The following is a 20879-nucleotide window of genomic DNA, read 5'->3' on the forward strand; positions in this document are numbered from 1 at the left end:
CGAGAGCGCGCTGCAGTGCAGTGGATCGCGACGGTGAGCTAAAAACGTGTTGGATTAAGACGCCCGCACGGGTGGCCGGTATGGGTTTCAATTAGGGCGTGGCATACGCCGAAAAGCGTGAAGGGAAGAGCCAGGCCTATGCCCCATGAGGCCAATCATTTATGCCCCGATTGGGATGCGGACCTTGACAACAGTGCCCGCTCCGGGTTTGCTGTCGATGAAAAGGCTCCCATTGAGTGTGGCGACCATCTGGGAACAGCCGGTGAGGCCGAGGCCGACGTGATTCCCGGCCCGGGTCGAAAAGAAGGGCGTCTTTGCTTTGCGCAGGACTTCTGGCGTCATGCCGAGACCGTTGTCTGCGACCTCCAGGAACAGAACGTTGCGGCGAAAAATCGGCCGGTGCACGACCGATGCCTTTACGACAACGCTCGGCCTGTCGGTGTTTTCGACCGCCATGAGCGCGTTCTGCACGAGCTCGCTCAGCACCAGTTGAAACTGGGTTGCCGGCACGGCTTGTGTTCCCGCCTCGGAATCGACTGACAGCTGCACGATGCCGTCCCGATCTTTGAGGTCCAGCAAAAGCTTGGCGAGCGGCAGGACACGCGAATCTCGTTGCGAAAAGGCGATCTTGAGCAAACCGTCATTGATGGATTCAAGCTCATTCGCCGCACTGCGGGCAGCCTTCAACATCTCTTCTCTCGGAGGTTGCTCCGAACCGGTACCCTCCAGAAACAGTCGCAAAGCGGTGACGCGGGAGCGCGTCATATGCGCGAACAGCGAGGCGAATGAGCGCATGTGTCGATCGCGACGGCTGACGTAAGCGTGACGCTGATGGGTTATGAGATAGAAGATCGCGACCAGTCCCAGCGCAATCGCGAACATGAACCAGTTGCGGGATGCGGCTATATCGATTTGAGCAGTCTCCTGGAGCGTCGTGCTGTGATCAACGGTGGCGCTGGAGATCTCGTACATGTCCTGTTCGAGATTGGTCATGTGGTCGAGGGCATCCGCATAATTGGAACCAGCTTCGACGACCGGCGCGACGTTTTGCTCGACTGTCCGACGCACGTTTTCCAGGAGTTCGATGTCTTTCTGCGGGAAGAAATGCTGCAGGTACGGCAGCGCCAGAAGCTGAGCGATGTTGACGCTCACAAGAGCCATTTGCCGGTTGATGTCAGGATCGAGCTTGCCGGCTTCGTCGGCGAGACGGATATAACCATGGACCCGGACAAGCCGCTCGCGCACCTGGGTCGCACGCCATTGAATCTCGTAGGTCTGGTTGAGGATCTCGTCCGTCTCTTGCCTGTAGCGGTCCGATCGGACGAACGCCCAAGTGCTGAGGAGGAGGGCGAGCGCCAGCCCAAGATAAGGCAAGGCAGCAAAAAAGCGGCTGGTGCCCAATCTCATTGGTCCGCGCGCAGCACCACCGGGAAGAAGACCCAGATAGCATTACGGGCTGGGACATAGGAGGCGGGCAGGCGATCGAAGGGCCAGACCATGAAGATCGGACCTTTCTCGTTCATGGTGATGGGGCGGAACTGCTGATCGCCTTTGCATCGTCCTTGGCTGCGGTCATCCTTTGTACATTGGCGCTCGACCGCCAGGATAGGCGCATATGACTGGATCTCGTCCATGCGGAGTTCAGACACGAAGTCGTCGTAGGCGACCACCTTGACTTTAGCAACGTTGGCGAGCCCGGTTTTCGCCCATATGTCCTTCAGCAGGGGGCCCCGATAGACGATCTTCTCGTCCTCTTTCGTCCAGGGCGTGCGCGTATCGTAGGTCTGTTGCGGAAATTCGGTCTTCAACTGCTCGACGGTAAGGGTTTGGATGGCCTTGCCCGATGCATCTTCGAGCGTGAGTGTATCGGGATCCGCGAAGGCGCCGTTGCCGGCCGTTGGCCCGGCAACAGCCATGGCGACTGCGAAGGCAAGACAAGGAGCAAGAGTATCACGCCGCATCTGGTTCAACCTCTTCATATTCGCGTGGGCCGTCGTCCTTGGCGAAAAGCACGCACGGTCCGCGGGACCCGCGGGGATCATACGCATAGCCTTTTAACGCCAATGCCTGGGTGATATCGCGGATTCCATCCAGGCCATACAAGTGATCATGCAGCTCTAGGTAGACGCGCTCGATGCCTGGGAGCTTGGCGTGCTCCAAGAGTTCCCTTTCGGCGCCTTCTATGTCCATAACAAGGACGTTGGCGCCGTGCTGGACGATGAAGTCGTCGGCGTCAGTCGAGACAACCGTCATTTCGCGCTCGTACGGCCCCTGATCTTTGTCCATCGAGGACATCCAGAGGTCCTTGCGGACATAGAAGGTGAATGGGCGTGGCGGACCGGCTGCAAGTATCCCTTTCAGTAGCACCACGTTGTCCAAATCGTTGGCGTCGACGACGCGCTTGGCAAGGGCAACCGACGCCGGATTTGCTTCGAAGGCCCACACCTGAACGTCCGGGATCTGAGCGATAAGCGAGGTGATGATGCCAATGCCTGAGCCGAGTTCCAGAACACGATCACCGGGCTTCACGGCCTTCGATATCCACTTGGCTTCCTTGGCTTCGTAGGTTTCGTTGTCGAGGGCCTGCCAGATGACAGGCGAGACGTCGTCAGGGCGCAGGGGCACCTTGACCCCATGGACGGTCATCAATGACATCTGATTAAAGACCCTGCGGTAGCCTGTGTCCGTTCTTCATCAATTTTGCCCGCGCCTGTTTGTAATATTTTTCCGCCGAGCTGGGATCGATGCCGAGGCGATCCGCCATTACCTGGTAAAACTGCGTACGCGTCATGCCTGGCTCGCGACGGGTCATCATGTCGATAATTTCCTGTTCTCTTGGCGTCAGGACGGAATACCGAACGTCGGGCTGGGTCATCGCCACACGCGAAAGCCGAACTGCAAATCCGTTGGTGGAAATGTCATCGAGCACGTCATTAAATACCCCGGGCTCCAGCCCGGTCTTGCCGAGATAGCCGGCCGCGCCGATTTGACGAAAAATTTCGGCCTCAGAATCGCTGTCTGAGCCTGTCACGACGATGTGGATCGCGCTTGGCGAGGCTTCGATGATTGTGCCGACGACGGCAACGCGATCAGCGTCCAGCGTCGGATCGAAGCCGGGAAGTCCCGGATCAATGACGACCAGATCGAACTCAGCGCTCCGAAGCTCTCGCGCAGCGATTTCCAATGTCTCGGCGCCAAGGACAACGCAATTTCCGAGACTCGCCCGAATCTGGTCCATAAGCGCCAGCCGCATCAGATTCTGATCTTCGACAACGAGCGCGCGAAACACTGGCGGCAGGTCCTCACTGATCACTTGGCAGGCAGGTTTTCATCTTTCGCGACGGAAAAATAGGGATGCCATCATCCCTTTTTTCCGCGGCGGGACCGGGACAGTCTTGTTATGCGGGAGGAGCCGAACCACTCGGAGCAGTCGATGCCGATCCAACTTGTGTGCAGCAGCAATGGCGAGCCACGAGAGGCGGATGGAGTCGTGGATCTGATCGCGGCGCATCGCCATGCCGTGGCAAAGGTGGAGAGTCTCGGAAAACGGTTGATGCAGGCCGAAGAGGCCGAGGCCGCGCTGATCGGACCACGGCTTGACGCCGTGATGGCGGACGAGGCGCTTGTCCGCCGCCAGGCAGCGATGGCGCCGGTTGCCGATGTTTGCGAGCTGAAAATGAAGGCCGCATATTTCGAGCGGCTCATGAATGACGGTTGGTGCGACGTGGATGCGGATGACTTGCATGAGCTGCTGCGATCTTTCGTGGACTTTCAAATCTAAGAAAAGAGGGCGGACATCCAAGACGCGAACGCGTGCCATGCGGCGTAGGTCAGCGCCGGCACCGCGATGATGGCGATGAATGCGAACGCCCCGGCTATGGCACCGTCCGTGCGGCCCTCGACAGGGTAGTAGTAGCGGCTCGATTGATCCTCGTGGTTCATTGCTTGTGCTCCCCTGCCCGTCTCAGCAGAAGTTCGATGGGATGTTGAAATTTCATCGCCCACAGACCATCAGCCTTCATCTTCGCGTTGAGCTCAGCCACCAGATAGCTGGCGCTGACGGTGTTGCCTTTCTGATCGGTGGCAGCGAACGCGTAGCCGGCCGCGATGAGGGCGGTCCCAACGTCGATCGTATTGCCGTCGAGTTTCGCGCCACATACCACAAACGTCGCTTTGTCGAGCGCCAAGGCGATCGGCTGGCAGGTCACGGCCACCGTCGAAAACAAGGCGGCCAGGTGGGCGAGCGAGACGTTGCCGCAATCGAGCCCCTTGCCCTTCGCATCCAGGGCGATCGTGCCCCGCAAGCATGATTGCACGCCATAAAGCCGGTAGAGCTTGCCGCGGTCGCGCCACGTATCTCCGGTCAGCAGTTCGACGCTTTTCGACACCCGGAAGGGCGCGGCTGTCGCGTTTGCTGGCGCGGCGCCTTCGGCGCCCACGGCGTGAGCGCACGTGAGTGTAAAGAGCGCGGCGAGGCTAGTTCGCTTCATCGGTCTGGAACTGTTTGCCGAGATCGGAGGCATGTTCGAGATCCGGCCGCAGGGACCTGCCCTCCTTGTTGCGGCCGATCGCAGCCATGTCGAAGAAGACCATGGAATCGTCGTCGTAAGCGACCGAATAGGGATCGTTGGCATTGCCGGCCCCGACGAGCGCAAAGCACGAAACCGCGTCCGGAACGCCGGGCTGGCTTTTGAGGACCAGCGTCTTGCACAACACGACGGATGCGCGGGTGTTATAGACAGCGTCGTCGTAGTCCCGCACGGCCTTCGTGCAATCCCACTCCTCAGCCTTGTAGGTGATCTTGGGCTTCGGACAGGCCGCGAGGCCCCGCAGCCTATAGGTGACGCCGTTGATGACGCGTTCGGTCGCGGACTTGATCTCCACCGGCTTGGTTAGCGCTGTTACGTCGCGCTGAAAAAGGCCTCCGCGTGCGTCGTAGCGCTCGTAGACGAAGGTCTTTTCGCCAGGTTTGGCGAACTTCTGCAGATACGCGGTCGAGGGCTGCTCGAACGGATGCGGCTCGTTCGTACCCAAATCGGCGGCGCCGAGGACGGTGCTGTGGAGCAACAATGCCGCGAGGAAGAAAAACTGCTTCATCGGAAAAATGGCCTCGACTCTGCTTCTCGTATTGACACTTTACTTTGGTACCATGTACCCATAGTAAAGTGTCAAACTTGGTAGCGCAATGAAAAACCGGATCGCGCTTGCGCTTTCTCTGTGTGGCGTCATGGCGCCATTCGGCGCACATGCGGATAACACGACCTCGACGCGCATCGCGGCGGCGTTTGCTCTGCCGGCCCGCCCGGCGGTTTCGACCTTTTCCGATGCTGATCACGGATCGACGATTGGCGGCGGGTGTGCGCCGACGGATCGCAGGCGGGCCGCGGCCTTGGTGCGCCAGGTCGCCGAAGAAGAGGGCTTCGATCCAGATCTGAGCGAGGCGGTGGCCTGGGCAGAAAGCGACATGGGCGGCAATCAAGGTCCGTCTCGCGCGGGCGCTCTCGGCATCATGCAGCTCATGCCGGCGACAGCCTCGCGTCTTGGTGTGGCCGACAGATGCGACGCGGGAGCCAATATCCGTGCCGGCGTCCGCTATCTGAAAGCGCTTTATGAGGAGTTCCATGATCCGCTGTTGATGTTGGCTGCCTACAATGCAGGCGAGCAGAGCGTTTACAAAGCCAACGGCATCCCCGTGAACGACGAGACCACGAAATACGTGGTCAAGGTGCTCAATCGCTGGAAGCTCGGCAAGCTGATCAAGGCTCCCATTCCCAACCCTGTTGATCATCGTCCTGCAGCCGCGACCGACGCGGTCGATGGCGTCGCCTGGCAAGACGGACACGTCATGGATTTTGGCAACTGACAAAGGAGTGAGATGACGATGGAATATAAAAAGGCGGGCAAATTCGCCGTCCAGTTTATGGCCGCTGCGGCGATCGGAACGGCGCTCGCGCCGGCGAGCGCATACGCGCAGTCAGCCGCCCCGGTCGAGGGCGTACTGGAATGGTTCGTCGGTGTCCTGCAGGGCAGCATTGCTCGATCTTTCGGGATCATAGCGGTTTGCTTTCTCGGCTTCCTGGCCATGACCGGCCGGCTTGTCTGGATGATGGCGCTTTCGATCATCATCGGCATTGCTCTGGTGTTTGGTGCTGCAGCTCTGGTCGATTCCATCCGCTCCACCGCTGGAGGCGCGTGAACGATGGAGGACGAAGAGGTCTATGTCGAGCCGGTCAGCCTGCCCCTGACGCGCCCGCCGATGAAATGGGGTGTGCGCTACGAGGTGTTCGCGCTTAACGGCATGGCTGCCGTCATCGGATTCATCGCGACCAGCAGCTTCACGCTCGGCCTCGGTCTATTCAGCGCGACCCATTTGATCAGCGCCTATCTGTGCCAGCGCGACCCGTACATCTTCCACATAGTCGAACGCCGACTGTCGAAACGGGACGCGGTCGCAAACTCGGGCTTTTGGGGCGCGAGGAGCTATTCGCCGTGAGCGTGAACGCCGACCTGAAATTCGCAAAAGCGCGCAAACGGGAAAGGCCTGTCGAGGCCCATGTCCCCTATTTGCGCCATGTCGACGACAACCTCGTCGTCACCAAAAGCGGCTTTCTGCTCGGCGTCATTCAGCTCAGCGGCCTGCCCTTCCAGACAATGGATCAGGCAGAGCTCAACAACCGCATGTTCAATCGCAACACGACCTTCCGCAATCTCTCCACGTCCCGTTTTGCCGCCTATGCGACCATCATTCGACGTCATGTGACACCAGAGATCGAAGGAGATTTCGAAAACCCTTTCATGGCGGAGCTCGATGCCCGCTACATGGACGAGTTGGGCTCGAAGAACCTGTTCGTCAACGAGGCTTTCCTGACGCTCATCCGCCGCCCGATGGTCGGGCGCGTCGGCTGGGTCGACAAGGCGCTCAATGCGTTGCGCATCAGCACGGCCGGGGAAGAGACACGTGAAGAGACCATGGCCGAATTGCACGATGTCCTCAATGCCGTCACCAAGGACTTTTCCGCTTATGGCGCGCGGCTCCTGGGCGTGGTGACGCGACGCGACAGCGTGTTTTCCGAACCTGCCGAATTCATCGCCAAGATCCTTGCCGGCGGCGCGGACGTCGAAATGCCGCTGCCGCGCATGAGCTTGGCAACTGCGTGTGCGACGCGGCAAATCTTCTTCGGCAAGTCCGCTCTGGAGATCAGGGGGGCGCATGAAAGCAAGATTGGCGCCATGGTGTCGATCAAGGAATACCCGCCCTTCACCGCACCCGGGTCGCTGGATGGTCTATTGCGGCTGCCGCACGAATTCATCCTAACGCAGTCATTCGCGATTGAAGATCGCGTGACGGCCATGCGCCGCATCAACACCATCTCGAACCAGGTCAGTGGTTCGGATGAGGCCGGAACCACGGTCGAGGATTCCGTGCACGCCGGCGCCGACAAGCTTGCCGGTGGCGAGGTCATTTTCGGGCAGCACCACATGACGGTGATGGCGCTGGCTGCCGACGTACCAGGGCTCAACCGCTCCTTGTCCGACATCACCGCCGAACTGTCGCGCATGTCGATCGTCCCGGTGCGGGAAACGCTCAACACCGAACTTGCGTTTTGGGCACAGCTGCCCGGCAATTTCAGCTACATTGCGCGCCGCGCCCTGATCTCGTCGCTGAACTTCGCCGGGTTGTTCTCGGGCCACAATTTTCCCTCAGGCCAGCGTGAGGGACTGCACTGGAAGCGGCCGATCGCGCTCCTCGAAACGACCAGCCAGACCGCCTATTATTTCAACTTTCACGTCCACGACGTCGGCCATTTCACAGTTTTCGGTCCGACCGGTTCCGGCAAGACGGTCGTGCTGTCATTCCTGATGGCGCAGGCAATGCGGATTTCTCCACGGCCGCGATGCGTCTACTTCGACTACATGCGCGGCGCCGAGCTCTTCATCCGAGCGCTCGGCGGCCGCTACGAAGTCATGGAGCCGATGCAGGCCACCGGTTTTGCGCCGCTCCAGCTGGACGACACCGCAGAAAACCGCACGTTTCTGGAAGGGCTGCTGCGCTACATCCTGACCCCAGACGACGGTTCGCTCGACGTGGCGGAAATGCGCGTGATCAACACGGCCGTCGACAAGGTCTACAAGATCCCGCGCCAACAGCGCACGTTCGAATTGCTGCCGGAGGTGCTGCGCGGCTCGCTGGCGCCAGGGATGAACGATCTTGCGGCGCGAATTGACCCGTGGCTCGATCCTGGCGACAAGGGCTGGCTCTTCAACAACCCCGTCGATCTCGTCGATTTCTCGAAGCCGGTGGTCGGGTTCGACATGACAAAAATCCTGGCCGACAAAAAATTGCGCTCGGCCGCCCTGCTTTACATCTTCCATCGGCTCGAAGAGATCATCGACGGCACGCCGCTTCTCATGTTCCTCGATGAAGGCTGGAAGCTGCTCGATGACGAGGTGTTTGCCGCCTTCATCAACGAGACGCTGAAAACGATCCGCCGGCGCAACGGTGTCGTCGGGTTCGGCACGCAGACGGCCGAGGACGTGGTGAACTCCTCGATCTCGTCCTCGCTGATCGAGCAGACGAAGACCAACATCTTTTTTCCCAATCCGAAGGCGAGCAAGGATTCCTACATGGCGCGCTTCTCGCTGACGGCGAAAGAGTTCGAGTTCGTGCGCCGCACCGCCAAGGAAACGCGCACGTTCCTGGTCAAGCACGACAGCGATTCCATCGTGGCCAAGCTCGACCTGTCGGGCATGCCCGACCTCATCAAGGTGCTGTCGACCAACGAAGCCAGCATCAAGGAATGCGAACGGCTGCGCGAGATTTACGGGCAAGAGCCGGAAGCGTGGCTGCCATACCTGTGCGGATGGGAGAGCGAGCATGAAGAAGCGGCTTAGCAGCGTGATCGCCGCGGCCGCGATCATGCCCGGACAGACGGCGGTTGCCCCGGCGCTGGCCCAGATCGCCGTTATCGATAATTCCAATCTGGATCAGCGCGCGCAAGACGAAGAGCACAGCACAAAATCGCAAGAATCCAAATCCGCCGAGCAGGAGAAGAAAAAGAGCCTCGTTTGCACCTATACGAACAAGTACAGGTCGCAAATGTTCAGCCGCTCGCCTGGCGAGGCGCTGAGCCGCGACGCCGAGAACGCAAAGCTCATCCGTTACTATGCGCAAAAATATGGCGTTCCGGAGGGCCTGGCGCTGTCGGTCGCCTACCAGGAATCCCGCCTCGACAGCTGCGCCGGCTCGCACACCGGCGTCAAGGGCGTGATGCAACTGACAAAGAGAACGGGCAGGCAGCTCGGGTTCGATCGCGACATCAACGAGCAAAACATCGAGGGTGGCGTCAAATATCTCGGCAAAGGCGTCGCACAATGTGGCGCCAGCAACTACAGCTGCCTGGCGAGCTTCTATAACGGCTCGAATGCCGCCGAACAGGCTGAGTGGGCCTCGGGCGTCGGCCGATGGCACGGCACCTTCGACAGTTACGTCTCCAGCGGACAGGCGCCGGCGGCGTCCCCGCCGGCGATCAGCATCGTGACATCGAGCGGACCGGGCGGGGCCGCCCAAAGCGGCGCTCTCGATTCTGTCTCCAAAGCCGCGGCCAACCTTGACACCAGCTCCGCACAGATGACGGCCAATTCCTCGCGGATCGATGCGCTCGCCGGCGGCGTCGGACAGGTTGGCGAATACAAGGACGCCTGGGAGCTCAACTCGTCCGCTCGAAGTCTCAATGCCGGCGTGACCGGCCAATATATCAACCAGGCCTCAGACTTCACCGCGCTGCTCGGACAGTTCCTGTCGTTGAACAACGTCGGAGCCTCGCAGACCGCGCGGATCATTGCTGCGCCGCCCGATGGGAGCCCGAATCCCTTTTCATGCGACCCGGCCGAGCTTGAACGCCTGCGGATCGATCGCAGCCAATGGCTACCCTGCGCGAGCCGGAGCGCTGGGAGCGTTTCTCAGGACGCGCCGTCCGTGCAGATCAACGCCGATCCGAGCGGCGCGGCGCGCGCGATCGAAGCAATCCAGGAATAGGAGGTCTGAGAGTGAGAAAAATCGCTATCGCAGCAGGGGCGGCACTTCTGGCGAGCGCCGCTCATGCGCAAATCGCCGTCATCGACAATGCGAACTTGGACATTGCCCGCCAGAACGCCGACAATACCAATTCGATCATGGGCTCCAACAAGGACATCCTCGAAAAGAGCAGTCAGATCCTGCAAGCCCTGACAGGAAGTCGCAACGGCTCTCTCGGCATCGGCCAAATGGGCTTGGGCGGCAATATGTCGATTGCGCAAGCGCCGAGCTTCGGCTCGATCCTCAATGGCGGCGCCCTCTCCTTCGGCGGGCTGTCTCCGGAGATCCAGAAGATCGCCGGAGCGGTCATCAACGGCCTGCAGCTGGTCAAACAGCTCCAGCAGATCACCGGCAATGGCAGCAGTGCCGTCAACACAGCCTATGGCGGCAGCGTCAACGTCGCGTCGCTGTTGAGCGCCCTCACCTCGCAGGCCTCCCAAGGCGTCGCCCAACGCGAACAGTCGTTGCAGTCGGCCAGTGGCCAGATCGGCCAGTCCGAGGATGTCAAAGGCTCGGTCGATCAGAACACGCGCATGCAGCTCGAGAACGCGCGTGCGGTCAACGAGCTCATCGGCGTCCAGAATGGTGCCGTCGCCGCGCTCAACGAGGAAATGAAGACGCGGCTTTTGCGGCAAAGCCAAGTGCAAAAGCTGATGACGCCGGCGCAAATCAATCCGTTCCAGAATTTTGGCACAAGCGGGAACTGATCGTTGACCGCGCGAGCGAAACAGATGCCGCCTTGGTGGCGGCGGGCCGGTGTGGTCGCCGTCGCGGTCGCGAGTGTCATGGTAGGCGGCTGCGCCCGGCCAGGTCGCGAGCTCAAAGCGCCGTGCGCGCCGCTGGCTTATGTGGGCGATCCAAGCTGCGGACCCTTGAAGCCGGTCAACGCTGCGCCCTTCGATCGTGTTGTCGAGGCTGGATGAACGGGCTGGCGACAAGCATTCTGGGAGGCATCGATGACGTCGGACGGGGCTTTGTCTCCAGCGTCTACATGCAGCTCGGCTATGCGCTGGGGGATGTATACGCGCTCATGCTCACCGTCTACATCATCTGGTGGGGCTACTCGATCCTCAGCGGCCGCGAGACGATCTCTCCGATCGAGTCGGCATACCGCCTCGGTCGCGCGGTGGTCATCTATCTGTTGCTGAATGGCTGGGGCACGTTCTCCGAGACGATCTATAAGCTCGTGCAAGCCGTGCCGAGCGAAATCGGCAAGATCATCGTCGGGGCCGTGTCGCGCGCGACCGGCAACCAGCTCTCGGATCAAGATGCGATCCCAGCCCTGATCGACAACCTCTACCGCGGTGCCCAGGATGTTGCCAATCAGGTCTACAGCGGCACTTTTTACGACATATTCGGCGCGCTGCTTTCCACCATCGTGCTTCTGGCCGCCATCATTTTCTCGGCGCTTGCGATCGCTGCAATCATCGCGGCCAAGATCATGCTGTTCATCACTTTGGCGCTCGCGCCGGTCTGGATCGTGCTTTGGCTCTACCGGTGGTCAACGCGAATGAGCGAGGGCTTCCTTTCGCTGACCACCTATCTGATCATCCAGCAAATCCTCATCTACGGCTTCCTGGGCTTTTATTTTTCGCTGGTCAATCTGGCCTTGAACACCGCCACCTCGGGAGGCGCCAGCGTCGACAACAAGATGTCGATGGTCCTGCCGCTCGTCCTGGTCACGATCATCGGCATCTATGTGCTCATGCAGATCCCGGCGATCGCCTCGATCCTGAACGGCGGCGGCTATCTGAGCACAGTTGGCGCATACCGCTCCTATGGCAATGTGCCTGGCAATGTCGCCCGCTATTCCGGCGCGCGGTTTGTCGCAAACCGTTGGCAGCGGCTGAGATCATCCCGCAGCAGCGAGGCCGCTCGATCATCCATTCAGCAGGCGGCGCGCGATAACGCGAGACCCCTGGCATAGACCGCGAGCATCCGCCCTAAGAAGCGCGGCTTATGGCTGGTTTGGGAGCTTTGACAATGAGGCTAAAGTAAAGTGTCAAAAATGGAGGTAAGCATCCCCGCCGAGCCCGGCAGACTCGTTGACGAGCGCTACTATCAGGCCGGCGCGACATGGGAGGACGACACGCACAGGTCTCTGAGACGTTCGCGCACGCTGGCCTGGCTTGTCAGTGGCGTCGCGAGTGTCGTTGCGGGCCTTTCATTGCTGACGCTCGTGCTCATCCTTCCGCTCAAGCAATTCGAGCCCTATGTGATCGAGGTCGACAAGACGACCGGATATCTCGAAGTTGCGCGCGCGCTGAAACCCGGCGATCTGTCGCAGAACGAAGCGGTCACGGCCGCTAATCTCGTCCGCTATATCCGCGCCCGCGAAACCTATGACGCGCGCGAGATCAAGCAGAACTACGATCTTGCGCAGCTTTATTCGACGGGAACGGCGTCCAGGGATCTGACCTGGCTTTACACGCCGTCCAACGCGCAATCCCTCGACAAGGTCTACGGGCGCAACGTCACCATTTCCGTCGACGTCAAGTCGGTTTCACTGCTCAACACCACGACCGCTTCGGTGCGGTTTTCGACGACGACCCGTCGCGAGAACTCTTCCACGACCGACAATTGGGTGGCCGTGGTCAAGTTCCGTTACACGACGACGCCGATCAAAAACGAATGGCGCTTCGACAATCCGCTTGGCTTCCAGGTGATCGAATACCGTCGCGATCAGGAGTCCGCGCCGACGGCCGGGAGCGCGCAATGAAGACCCACATTGGCGCCGCTCTCTCCCTGCTGATTTTGCTCGGCTCGACCAGCTACGCTGCCGCGCGCGACTATCGTATCCGCTACGTGCCTTTCGACAACGACAATGTGACGACGGTCAATGCCGCGCTCGGCGTCTCCACCATGATCGAACTCAGCCCGTCCGAGGTGATCGAAACAGTTTCAGCTGGCGACACGAAGGGCTGGTCGATTGTGCCCAAACGCGGCTCGCGCTTTCTGTTCATCAAGCCGCTCGAACGGGATGCCTGGACGAATGTCAACGTCATTACCGACCGGCGCGTCTATTCGCTGCTGCTCAAAGCCACCGACAGCGATCGCGACCGTGCCTCGTTCCAGGTCCGATTCAGATATGCGGATGAGGATCAAGACGCGCGCTTGCTTGCCCAGGCCCAGCAAAGCGCTGCCGATCCCGACCTCAAGAACCTCAACTATGCCGATCTCAACTACAATTACGTCTATGTCGGCGATGACAGCCTGAAGCCGCGCGTTGCTTTCGACGACGGCACCAAGATGTTCCTGGAGTTCACCGGCGACATCCCGGCCATCTTCGTCGTCGACGAAAAAGGTCAGGAATCGCTGGTCAATCAGCGCACCCAGGGAAAATACACGATCGTTGACAAGATCGGCCGGCAATTCACGCTGAGGGCCGACGGCAAAACGCTCTGCCTCTACAATCGAGCCCGGCCGTCGAAGACGGATCCTGTCTCTGTCGTCTACGGGCCGAGGAAGCTGGTCAGTCCCGGCCCTTCTCCTCCCCGACCGCGAGCGGACGATAGATGAGCAACATCGACTATAACGAGCTTGATGGCGGCCCGACCGTTGCTCGACGCTATGCCGGAGTGGGCACAAAAGTCGCCATGGTCGCGGCAGGGCTGATTGTGGTGATCGCGCTGACCTGGATAAACTGGCCCCGCGAGCCGCGCTCTCGCGATGCGGCCTCGGACACTAATGACAATTTCAACCCGCCTGAATTTCGCCCGCCGGCGCTGGCCGAGACGCCACAGGCGGCCGACAAGACAATCGACCAGATCGTTGTGCCGCCGCCCGCGGCAGGCGAAGCCAGCAAGCAACAGGCCGACAATGTCGATCAGACGGTTGAGCAGGGCGCCGATCTCGACGCGCAGCGGCGCGCCATCGAAGCCCAATTGGCGGCCGAGCAGGCGCGCCGCAAAGCCGAAGAAGAAGAGGCCCGCCGCAAGCAAGCGGCCGACGAGGAGGCCCGCAGGAAGGCGGAGGAGGCTGAGCGGCAAAAGGCAATGTGGGAGCGCCTGCGTTCGAACCAGATGATTACGAGTGAGCAACCAAACTCGGCCGCCGGGCACGATCAGCCGGCCCAGGCGCAAATCGCCGCCGACGGTCAGCTTGTTCCGGTGCCAGGCGCCGACAATGATGCGAACAAGGCTTTCCTCGCGCAATCGGAATCACATTCGAACGCGACGGCGAAGGCGCGGGTTTTCCGTCGCACCGATGCTTTGATCCCTGAAGGCACGATGATCCGCGGATTTCTGGAAACCGCCATCAACACCGATCTGCCCGGCATGGTTCGCGCGGTGGCGCGCGAAGACGTCTATTCGCTCGACGGCCGCCGCATTCTGATCCCGAAGGGGTCTCGGCTGACCGGCGAATATCGTTCGGGGATTGCGCGCGGGCAAAAGCGTGTGTTCATCGTCTGGAACCGCGTCATCCGTTCCGACGGCGTCTCGGTCGACATCGCCTCACCTGGCGCCGACCGTCTCGGACGGGGCGGTCTCGGCGGCCGCGTCGATACGCATTGGCTTGAACGCTACGGCAATGCGATCATGCTTTCCGTCGTTGGCGGCGTTTCGGAGTACCTGTCCTCCCTCGCCGACAATGGCAGCGACAGCCAGCAACGGCAGGTGACGACCGTCGACCCCGTAACGGGGCAGACGGTCACGACCACCTATGGCGGCTCCGGTTCGCAACGCGACGCCCGCAGCATCGCCTTCGACAAATCATCGACGGCGCTGCAGCAGCTGGCACAAGAAGCGTTCCGCGACACACAAAACATCCCGCCGACAATTTATGTCGACCAGGGGACGCCGATCGTCGTCTTCGTGCGCCGGGATCTGGATTTTTCCGAGCTCTATGCGGATCCGGTAGAAGAGGAGCTGGCTCGACTGAAGCGCGGCGGCAAGCCGGCAAGAGCGCTCGATCCGACGCCGCTCTTCATGACGCCGAAGGCTGAGGCAGATCCTTACTATCCAGGCTACGGGACTCCGGCCAGATGAATGTCAGAGAGCCTGTGCCGAACCCCTGGGCGCGCGCACCGGTGCTGCGCGCCGAACTGGAACCGATCTGGCCCTACATGGAGGAAGAATCGGTTTCCGAAATCGCCGTCAACCGACCCGGCGAAGTTTTCATCGAGCGCCTGGGTGCAAAGGAGATGGAGCACGTCGTCAAACGCGAGCTCACCAGGAACTGGATTCGCTCGGTCTCGGTCGGCGTTGCTTCGGCCACCAACCAGGTCGTCAACGAAGTCACACCGGTCCTGTCGGCAGCGCTCCCCTCAGGCGAGCGCTTTCAATGCGTGCTGCCGCCGGCGGCCTCCGATGGCGGCGCGATCTCCATCCGCAAGCAGGTCATCATGGACATGACACTTGGCGACTACGCCAAGATGGGCGCCTTCGAACAGACCGAGATGGGCAGCGGCCTGGCGCTCTCGGCCGAAGAAAAGCAGCTCGCCGAGATGCTCAACGACACCGCGCCGTTGGCATTTCTGCAATACGCGGTTCGCAATCGCATCTCGCTCATTGTCTCCGGCGGCACGTCGACCGGCAAGACGACCTTCCTCAATGCGTTGTTGAAGATCATCCCCTCCCATGAGCGCATCATAACCATCGAGGATACGCGCGAGCTCAAGCCGGCGACGGCCAACACCGTGACACTGCTTGCCTCGAAAGGCGATCAGGGCCTTGCCAGGGTTACGCCGCAACAGCTGCTCGAGGCGTCGCTGCGCATGCGCCCCGACCGGCTGCTGCTCGGCGAGCTGCGCGGTGCCGAGACATTTTCCTTCCTCCAAGCCATCAACACCGGCCATCCTGGTTCGCTGACAACCGTTCACGCCAATTCGGCCCGCTCGGCCTATGAGCGCCTGGCCCACATGGTCATGCAAAGCAATGTCGGGCTCTCTCGCAGCGAGATTCTTGACTACCTGCGCGAGGTGATCCCGGTCGTCGTGCAGATGGTGCGCGGCGACGGCGGGCGCCGATCGATCAGCGAAATCAAGTTCACGAAGGCTGAGACGATCTGACGAGGTCGCATTATGGAAAAGGTCGCCGGCAGGATTTTTCTGGCCTCGATGGCTGTGGCGCTGGGCGCGTTGCTGTTTGTGGTGGCATACGCGGCGAGCGACTGGTACAGGACCGGATCGCATTTTCTCTTCGACAGCCTCAACGCGGACCCGCGGCCAGTCTTCGGCTACGCCTGGACGGACCTGAGAGCTGGGCGCTTCGCGAAACTTCAATACGCCGGTGCCGCGGCCCTATTCGGCTTCGTCCTGCCGCTCGTCATCGCATTCTTGATGCGGCCACCCAAGCGCAACGACGCAAAATTCATGTCGATGGCGGACGTTCGCCGGGCTGGCCTGCTGAAGCCGAGGGGCATCTTCATCGGACGCGCCGGCGGCAGACTGGTCAACGTCTTTGCCCCGCACCGCGATCGGCGCACGGGCAAATTGCGTCTGACGCGCCAAAGAGTTCGTGGCGGCAAGAAACTGTGGATCGACGGCGATGACGTTGGCGGCTTCGTCATCGGACCGCCAAGGTCGGGCAAAGGCGCGGCGCTGATCATCCCGAACGCGCTGATGTGGCCCCATTCGCTGGTCGTGCTCGATCTGCGCGGCGAGACCTATGAGGCCACAGCCGGTTATCGGGCCACCTTCAGCCAGGTCGTCCGCTTCGCGCCGGCCGACCGCGACGGCAACACCGCCTTCTATAATCCGATGGATTTCATTTCGCTCGATTCGGCTCAGCGGGACATCGACCTGCGCAACATGGCGGCCGCGCTCTTTCCGCGGCCGCCTGCCAACGCCGATCCCTATTGGGTCAACGATGCGCGCCTCCTTTTCACCGGCATTGCCTCTTACGTCATGGAGTCCCCGCGGATCGCCGACGAAAACCGCAGCTTCGCCACCATCCTCAAGATCATGAACGGCGCCGACGAGCCGATCCTGGAGTTCCTCGCGAGCCTGCGCGACAACCGCCGGCATGAAGTGTCCGATTTTACGCTGCAGACGCTTCTGCCCTATGCGGATATGGCGGAGAAGCAGTTTTCCGGTCTCTATGCCGGCGTTCGCACCGGCATGGCGCCTTTCCTGAACGAGCGGCTTATGCGGGCGACCTCCCGGAGCTCCTTCGACATCCGCAATCTCAAGAGCGAGCGGGTCTCGCTCTATCTCGATTTCCGGCGCGAGCAGATGGCTTCGCTCGGCCCGCTTTTCAATGTGCTCATCACCCAGATGATGAACTTCATGTCCGAATCCATGCCACGCTCCGGCGAGCACCAGGTGCTTGTCCTGCTCGATGAATTTCAGAACCTCGGCAAGCTTGAGAAGGTAACGGACATGGCCACCGTCCTTGGCGGCCACGGCGTGCCGATGTGGTTTTTCGTGCAGTCGCTGAAATCCGTCGACGAGATCTACCGGAAGGAAAGCCGCGAAACGCTGATCAACGCTGCCCGAGTCCAAATCTTCTTCGGCGCCCAGGAGACCGACGATCTACGCTACGTCTCCGAGCAGATAGGCGAAACGTCCGAACCCCAGAAGGACGTGACCAGGACGCAGGCCAGCCTTTTCGACACCTATTACACGCGCTCTGTTCACAGCAAGCAAGTGCGTCGGCCGCTGATGCGTCCGGACGAGATCCGTACCATGGACAAGAGCAAGGTCGTCATTTTGCCGCGCGGCGAGAATGCAATCCTTGCAACCCGCAATTTCTATTTCGCTGATCGGGAGCTCTCCAAGAGGGCTTTCATGGCGCTCCCGGAAAGGGCGAACGCAAAGCACGCCAAACCTGTCGCTGCCCCCGCCCTCCCCTCCCCGTCCGTCCAGTCGATCGTGCCGGTCGGGCCACGCTACCGCTCCGGCATCATCCACTCGCGGCTGCAGCGCGGTGCGACCTTCGCTGCAAAAGTCGGACGTACTGAGCCGCCAATCGCTCGCCGTCGCTTGCCCGCCCCGCAAAAGAATGAGCTTGAGGCGACCCATATCCCGTCGGCAACGGCGGCGCCCGTTGCGCCACAGGCTGTCGACTTTTCGGCTTTGGCCGCCCGGGCGGCGTCGACCAGGATCTCGCCGCAAAAGGAGGCTGTGATTGCGGCCATTCTCGCCGAGGCTAAATCTTTCCGTCCGCAGTCGGCCGACGCCGAGACATTCGACCGCAATTTAAGCGTCGTCGCAGAAGCATTGCCGGACATTGTGGACGAGTAATTGGCGTTGTCGATCCCTGGGCGCAACGGCCCCGGTCGCTTTCGACGCTGCGGCCCAGGAAGAAGTCATGCTCGACTGATCGATTTCGTTATCCAGACATCATCCCGTAGAAGCCCCTCGGCAGTGATGGCGAAACCCCAGAAGCTGATTCCATGCGTTGGTGATCTCGGTTGTTCAAACGGGGCGACAGCGTAGTCCGCTCGCGTTCGTCTTGCGTTTTGTGACCCCAGCGTAACCGGCACCGATCGTCTTCAATTGCCAAAGGGGCAGTTTGGAGAACGGCTCTACGGCGGAGGGCCCGGCCCTCAAAATTGCTATTCACCGGCGTCGAGTCTGCAGCCATTCTCTTTGAAAAAAGAGCATCGTATACAGTAGGCTTGTCGATGCGTGGGGGAAGATGCAGATGAGACTAAAAAAAGCGAGGGTTACTAACTATCGGAGCGTCAAGGATTCCGGGTGGATTGATTTTGAGCCGAATAAAACCATTCTCGTCGGCCCCAATGAAGCCGGCAAGTCGGCGCTACTTAAGGCCCTCCAACAGATAAACGCACCGTCGGGGATTGGTGGTTTCGATGCTCTTCGCGACTATCCTCGTGGCGATTACAATGACATCACGGCCAAGCGCGCGGAGCCTTCAAAAATCAACGTTGCGGTAGCTCATTTCGAACTAGAGGCTGCGGACAAGCAAGCGCTCGAACCGGAGTTTCAGCCCGCCACCTACGTGTTCACACGCCGCCTCGACAACTCGTGGTGGCATGACCTTGAAGGCATCCAGGCCAGAGCCACTACCGACGAATTGAAAAAGGATCTCGCCCGTCTTGCCGCCCACGTTGATGGTCGACAAAAAGAAGGGGAACCACTGCCTAGTAAAGAGCTTGAGGTTGTCCTAGCGAACTATAAGAGCGAGAATTTCTGGATTTTCGACGATCTCGCGACGAGCTTGATTGCTTGGCTAGAAAAATTCTACCCGCTTGTCGATGAAGCGGATACCAAGGAAGAGGAGCGATACGACAGGCTCCTTGCTCGCTGCAGATACTCACTCCGATGGAGTGCTGCGCTGGGCGTGCTACGAAAGGCCCTGCCGGTATTCGTCCTGTTCAGCAACTATTTCCGCGTCCGGCCGCTCATTCATCTTGATCACCTCGCGACCCGCATCGAACAAAACCTGCTCGACGATGGCCAGTATGACTACGGAAATCAGTGCCTCCTTAAGCTCCTCGGCTTCACGGCGCGAGAGCTGTCGGACCTCGGTAAGGCGGCCGAGCCCAGTGCCAAGGACGCGGACGCCCAAAAGAAATACAGAGATCAGCTCGACAACCGCTCTTACCAGCTGAACGCCGCGAGTGTTCGGCTCACGGACCAGATCGTAAAAGTCTGGAACCCGAACCCAGAACGCGCCGAAGCCAGTCGGCTCAGGATCACCGCTGACGGCCAATATCTCAAGGTCGTGGTCGAGGATGGCCTGGGCGTAGAGATCGAACTGGATCAGCGATCAGAGGGTTTCCAGTGGCTGGTCTCGTTTTTCGTGGTGTTCTTCTCCGAGACGGAGGACAAACATGCAAACGCAATCCTGCTGCTTGATGAGCCGGGAATGAGCCTGCACGCGCTGAAGCAGCGTGATTTCCGGAACACGATCTCCATGCTCTCGGAGTCCAACCAGACGGTCTACACGACGCACTCGCCTTTTCTGGTCGGTCCAAATGAACTCGACCTCGTCCGGGTCGTCGAGATGGCTGACCGCAAGGACGGCACCAAGGTGCATACAACCATCACCGCTGCCGATCCCGCCGCTCTGTTGCCACTGCAGGAGGCATTGGGCTACGACCTCGCGCAGAGCCTGTTTGCGCAACAGCGTAACCTGATCCTCGAAGGCCTGACCGACTTCTGGTACCTTGAGGCCACGTCGGAAATGTTGCGGCTCGGCGGCGTCGCAGATCTTAACGACAAGATCGCCCTGATCTCGGCCAATACCGCGAGCAAAGTGGTCTATTTCGCGACGATTCTAATCGCCCACAATTTGAAGGTCGCGGCATTGCTTGACAGCGACAACGCAGGCGACCAGGCCGCGAAGCAGGAGGTGCTGGTGCATCGCCTTGGCGCCAAGCGCATTCTCCGGACGATGGACTTCACCGTTCCCCCCAGACCGAAGGCCGAGATTGAAGATTTGCTGCGCGACGTGCTTATACCCCTTGCGGCAAAAGAACTTGGCATCGACGTTACCGCCGAAGCAACAGCCACGCCGGAAAAGCCCTTGGTCGACCTTCTGTCAGCAAAGGGCGGGGCCAATTTCTCCAAATACAAGCTCGCAAAGGCTTACGTGCGCTGGACCCGGGACCATACTGCCCAAGATCTTAGCCAAACCGAGCGCGACGCGTGGGCGAAGCTTATCGGCGCCATCAATGCGGCTTTGAAATAGAGGGGCAGGTGCTGCCGCGTCAGGGGCACTCAAACTCATGATCTTGCCGTTCGGGAAAAACAGAAGGGCCAAGCGAAAACGAAACCTGTTCCGATGACCTTCAGCACGAAGGAGCTCGAACTGGTCGCCGCGGCAGAGCGGGCGGTAGCGACGTTCATTGATTACCTTGGTGCCAATAACGCTGCTTAGGCCGCTCTCCCTTG

General features: G+C 60.4%; 21 protein-coding genes. 14 read left to right on the forward strand and 7 right to left on the reverse strand.

The genetic code is table 11. The features are described 5' to 3' along the window. Window positions 1–159: 159 nt before the first annotated feature. Genes AC0L3I_RS27550 through AC0L3I_RS27565 form a run of 4 tightly spaced genes read right to left on the reverse strand, consistent with a single transcriptional unit; the run spans window position 160 to window position 3313 of the window. Window positions 160–1407, reverse strand: coding sequence for an ATP-binding protein (locus tag AC0L3I_RS27550; protein ID WP_473528965.1), 1248 nt, complete (start codon window positions 1405–1407; stop codon window positions 160–162). After that, the gene (locus AC0L3I_RS27555; protein WP_128176377.1) at window positions 1404–1916 is read right to left on the reverse strand and encodes a hypothetical protein; all 513 of its coding nucleotides are present in this window, start codon (window positions 1914–1916) and stop codon (window positions 1404–1406) included. Before AC0L3I_RS27555 ends, AC0L3I_RS27550 begins: the two co-directional genes overlap by 4 nt. 34 nt (window positions 1917–1950) lie before the next feature. After that, the gene (locus tag AC0L3I_RS27560; RefSeq protein ID WP_473528966.1) at window positions 1951–2655 is read right to left on the reverse strand and encodes an FkbM family methyltransferase; all 705 of its coding nucleotides are present in this window, start codon (window positions 2653–2655) and stop codon (window positions 1951–1953) included. A 4-nt stretch (window positions 2656–2659) separates the two neighbouring features. Next, window positions 2660–3313: a response regulator gene (locus tag AC0L3I_RS27565; protein ID WP_473528967.1), complete on the reverse strand. Its 654-nt coding sequence runs from the start codon at window positions 3311–3313 to the stop codon at window positions 2660–2662. 177 nt (window positions 3314–3490) lie between these two features. On the opposite strand from AC0L3I_RS27565, the gene AC0L3I_RS27570 reads away from it, so the two are divergent. After that, the gene (locus AC0L3I_RS27570; protein ID WP_292363412.1) at window positions 3491–3781 is read left to right on the forward strand and encodes a hypothetical protein; all 291 of its coding nucleotides are present in this window, start codon (window positions 3491–3493) and stop codon (window positions 3779–3781) included. Here AC0L3I_RS27570 and AC0L3I_RS27575 read toward each other — a convergent pair. The 3 genes from AC0L3I_RS27575 to AC0L3I_RS27585 are packed head-to-tail and all read right to left on the reverse strand — an operon-like array spanning window position 3778 to window position 5097. After that, window positions 3778–3942: a hypothetical protein gene (locus AC0L3I_RS27575; protein ID WP_167697625.1), complete on the reverse strand. Its 165-nt coding sequence runs from the start codon at window positions 3940–3942 to the stop codon at window positions 3778–3780. The two genes, AC0L3I_RS27570 and AC0L3I_RS27575, sit on opposite strands and share 4 nt — an antisense overlap. After that, the gene (locus AC0L3I_RS27580) at window positions 3939–4439 is read right to left on the reverse strand and encodes a thermonuclease family protein (protein ID WP_473528968.1); all 501 of its coding nucleotides are present in this window, start codon (window positions 4437–4439) and stop codon (window positions 3939–3941) included. Before AC0L3I_RS27580 ends, AC0L3I_RS27575 begins: the two co-directional genes overlap by 4 nt. Window positions 4440–4476: 37 nt before the next feature. Further along, a complete protein-coding gene (locus AC0L3I_RS27585) occupies window positions 4477–5097 on the reverse strand; it encodes a cystatin family protein (RefSeq protein WP_473528969.1) in 621 nt (206 codons plus the stop codon). A gap of 88 nt (window positions 5098–5185) precedes the next feature. On the opposite strand from AC0L3I_RS27585, the gene AC0L3I_RS27590 reads away from it, so the two are divergent. From AC0L3I_RS27590 to AC0L3I_RS27650, 13 genes are all read left to right on the forward strand, one after another. Next, window positions 5186–5863: a lytic transglycosylase domain-containing protein gene (locus AC0L3I_RS27590; RefSeq protein ID WP_473528970.1), complete on the forward strand. Its 678-nt coding sequence runs from the start codon at window positions 5186–5188 to the stop codon at window positions 5861–5863. Between the two features lie 18 nt (window positions 5864–5881). Continuing rightward, window positions 5882–6196, forward strand: a complete 315-nt coding sequence (locus AC0L3I_RS27595) for a TrbC/VirB2 family type IV secretion system protein (RefSeq protein ID WP_473528971.1) — start codon at window positions 5882–5884, stop codon at window positions 6194–6196. 3 nt (window positions 6197–6199) lie between these two features. Beyond that, window positions 6200–6493: a VirB3 family type IV secretion system protein gene (locus AC0L3I_RS27600; protein ID WP_095488713.1), complete on the forward strand. Its 294-nt coding sequence runs from the start codon at window positions 6200–6202 to the stop codon at window positions 6491–6493. Beyond that, window positions 6490–8892, forward strand: a complete 2403-nt coding sequence (locus AC0L3I_RS27605; RefSeq protein WP_473528972.1) for a VirB4 family type IV secretion/conjugal transfer ATPase — start codon at window positions 6490–6492, stop codon at window positions 8890–8892. Before AC0L3I_RS27600 ends, AC0L3I_RS27605 begins: the two co-directional genes overlap by 4 nt. Then, window positions 8876–10036 carry a transglycosylase SLT domain-containing protein gene (locus tag AC0L3I_RS27610; RefSeq protein WP_473528973.1) on the forward strand — a complete coding sequence of 387 codons (1161 nt, stop codon included), beginning with the start codon at window positions 8876–8878 and terminating at the stop codon, window positions 10034–10036. Before AC0L3I_RS27605 ends, AC0L3I_RS27610 begins: the two co-directional genes overlap by 17 nt. A gap of 11 nt (window positions 10037–10047) precedes the next feature. Then, on the forward strand, window positions 10048–10782 hold the full coding sequence (locus AC0L3I_RS27615; RefSeq protein WP_473528974.1) for a type IV secretion system protein: 735 nt from the start codon (window positions 10048–10050) through the stop codon (window positions 10780–10782). A gap of 212 nt (window positions 10783–10994) precedes the next feature. Then, a complete protein-coding gene (locus AC0L3I_RS27620; RefSeq protein WP_473528975.1) occupies window positions 10995–12002 on the forward strand; it encodes a TrbL/VirB6 family protein in 1008 nt (335 codons plus the stop codon). Between the two features lie 81 nt (window positions 12003–12083). After that, window positions 12084–12794: a VirB8 family type IV secretion system protein gene (locus tag AC0L3I_RS27625; protein ID WP_473528976.1), complete on the forward strand. Its 711-nt coding sequence runs from the start codon at window positions 12084–12086 to the stop codon at window positions 12792–12794. Beyond that, window positions 12791–13594 (forward strand): TrbG/VirB9 family P-type conjugative transfer protein, encoded by an 804-nt coding sequence (locus AC0L3I_RS27630; RefSeq protein WP_473528977.1) that lies wholly within the window; start codon window positions 12791–12793, stop codon window positions 13592–13594. The genes AC0L3I_RS27625 and AC0L3I_RS27630 overlap by 4 nt, the downstream gene beginning before the upstream one ends. Next, the gene (gene virB10 / locus AC0L3I_RS27635) at window positions 13591–15063 is read left to right on the forward strand and encodes a type IV secretion system protein VirB10 (protein ID WP_473528978.1); all 1473 of its coding nucleotides are present in this window, start codon (window positions 13591–13593) and stop codon (window positions 15061–15063) included. The genes AC0L3I_RS27630 and virB10 overlap by 4 nt, the downstream gene beginning before the upstream one ends. After that, on the forward strand, window positions 15060–16085 hold the full coding sequence (gene virB11, locus AC0L3I_RS27640; protein WP_473528979.1) for a P-type DNA transfer ATPase VirB11: 1026 nt from the start codon (window positions 15060–15062) through the stop codon (window positions 16083–16085). Before virB10 ends, virB11 begins: the two co-directional genes overlap by 4 nt. A gap of 12 nt (window positions 16086–16097) precedes the next feature. Further along, window positions 16098–18260: a type IV secretory system conjugative DNA transfer family protein gene (locus AC0L3I_RS27645; protein ID WP_473528980.1), complete on the forward strand. Its 2163-nt coding sequence runs from the start codon at window positions 16098–16100 to the stop codon at window positions 18258–18260. Window positions 18261–18663: 403 nt separating this feature from the next. Beyond that, the gene (locus AC0L3I_RS27650) at window positions 18664–20676 is read left to right on the forward strand and encodes an AAA family ATPase (protein ID WP_473528981.1); all 2013 of its coding nucleotides are present in this window, start codon (window positions 18664–18666) and stop codon (window positions 20674–20676) included. Window positions 20677–20879 lie beyond the last annotated feature (203 nt).

The organism is Mesorhizobium sp. WSM4840, from assembly GCF_055811755.1.

Coding starts and splice junctions, on each gene's coding strand:
- AC0L3I_RS27650 (WP_473528981.1), top strand. CDS start 18,664: ATGAGACTAAAAAAAGCGAGGGTTACTAACTATCGGAGCGTCAAGGAT.
- AC0L3I_RS27555 (WP_128176377.1), bottom strand. CDS start 1,916: ATGGCTGTTGCCGGGCCAACGGCCGGCAACGGCGCCTTCGCGGATCCC.
- AC0L3I_RS27645 (WP_473528980.1), top strand. CDS start 16,098: ATGGAAAAGGTCGCCGGCAGGATTTTTCTGGCCTCGATGGCTGTGGCG.
- AC0L3I_RS27625 (WP_473528976.1), top strand. CDS start 12,084: ATGGAGGTAAGCATCCCCGCCGAGCCCGGCAGACTCGTTGACGAGCGC.
- AC0L3I_RS27610 (WP_473528973.1), top strand. CDS start 8,876: ATGAAGAAGCGGCTTAGCAGCGTGATCGCCGCGGCCGCGATCATGCCC.
- virB11 (WP_473528979.1), top strand. CDS start 15,060: ATGAATGTCAGAGAGCCTGTGCCGAACCCCTGGGCGCGCGCACCGGTG.
- AC0L3I_RS27590 (WP_473528970.1), top strand. CDS start 5,186: ATGAAAAACCGGATCGCGCTTGCGCTTTCTCTGTGTGGCGTCATGGCG.
- AC0L3I_RS27575 (WP_167697625.1), bottom strand. CDS start 3,942: ATGAACCACGAGGATCAATCGAGCCGCTACTACTACCCTGTCGAGGGC.
- AC0L3I_RS27550 (WP_473528965.1), bottom strand. CDS start 1,407: ATGAGATTGGGCACCAGCCGCTTTTTTGCTGCCTTGCCTTATCTTGGG.
- virB10 (WP_473528978.1), top strand. CDS start 13,591: ATGAGCAACATCGACTATAACGAGCTTGATGGCGGCCCGACCGTTGCT.
- AC0L3I_RS27600 (WP_095488713.1), top strand. CDS start 6,200: ATGGAGGACGAAGAGGTCTATGTCGAGCCGGTCAGCCTGCCCCTGACG.
- AC0L3I_RS27595 (WP_473528971.1), top strand. CDS start 5,882: ATGGAATATAAAAAGGCGGGCAAATTCGCCGTCCAGTTTATGGCCGCT.
- AC0L3I_RS27585 (WP_473528969.1), bottom strand. CDS start 5,097: ATGAAGCAGTTTTTCTTCCTCGCGGCATTGTTGCTCCACAGCACCGTC.
- AC0L3I_RS27560 (WP_473528966.1), bottom strand. CDS start 2,655: ATGTCATTGATGACCGTCCATGGGGTCAAGGTGCCCCTGCGCCCTGAC.
- AC0L3I_RS27630 (WP_473528977.1), top strand. CDS start 12,791: ATGAAGACCCACATTGGCGCCGCTCTCTCCCTGCTGATTTTGCTCGGC.
- AC0L3I_RS27620 (WP_473528975.1), top strand. CDS start 10,995: ATGAACGGGCTGGCGACAAGCATTCTGGGAGGCATCGATGACGTCGGA.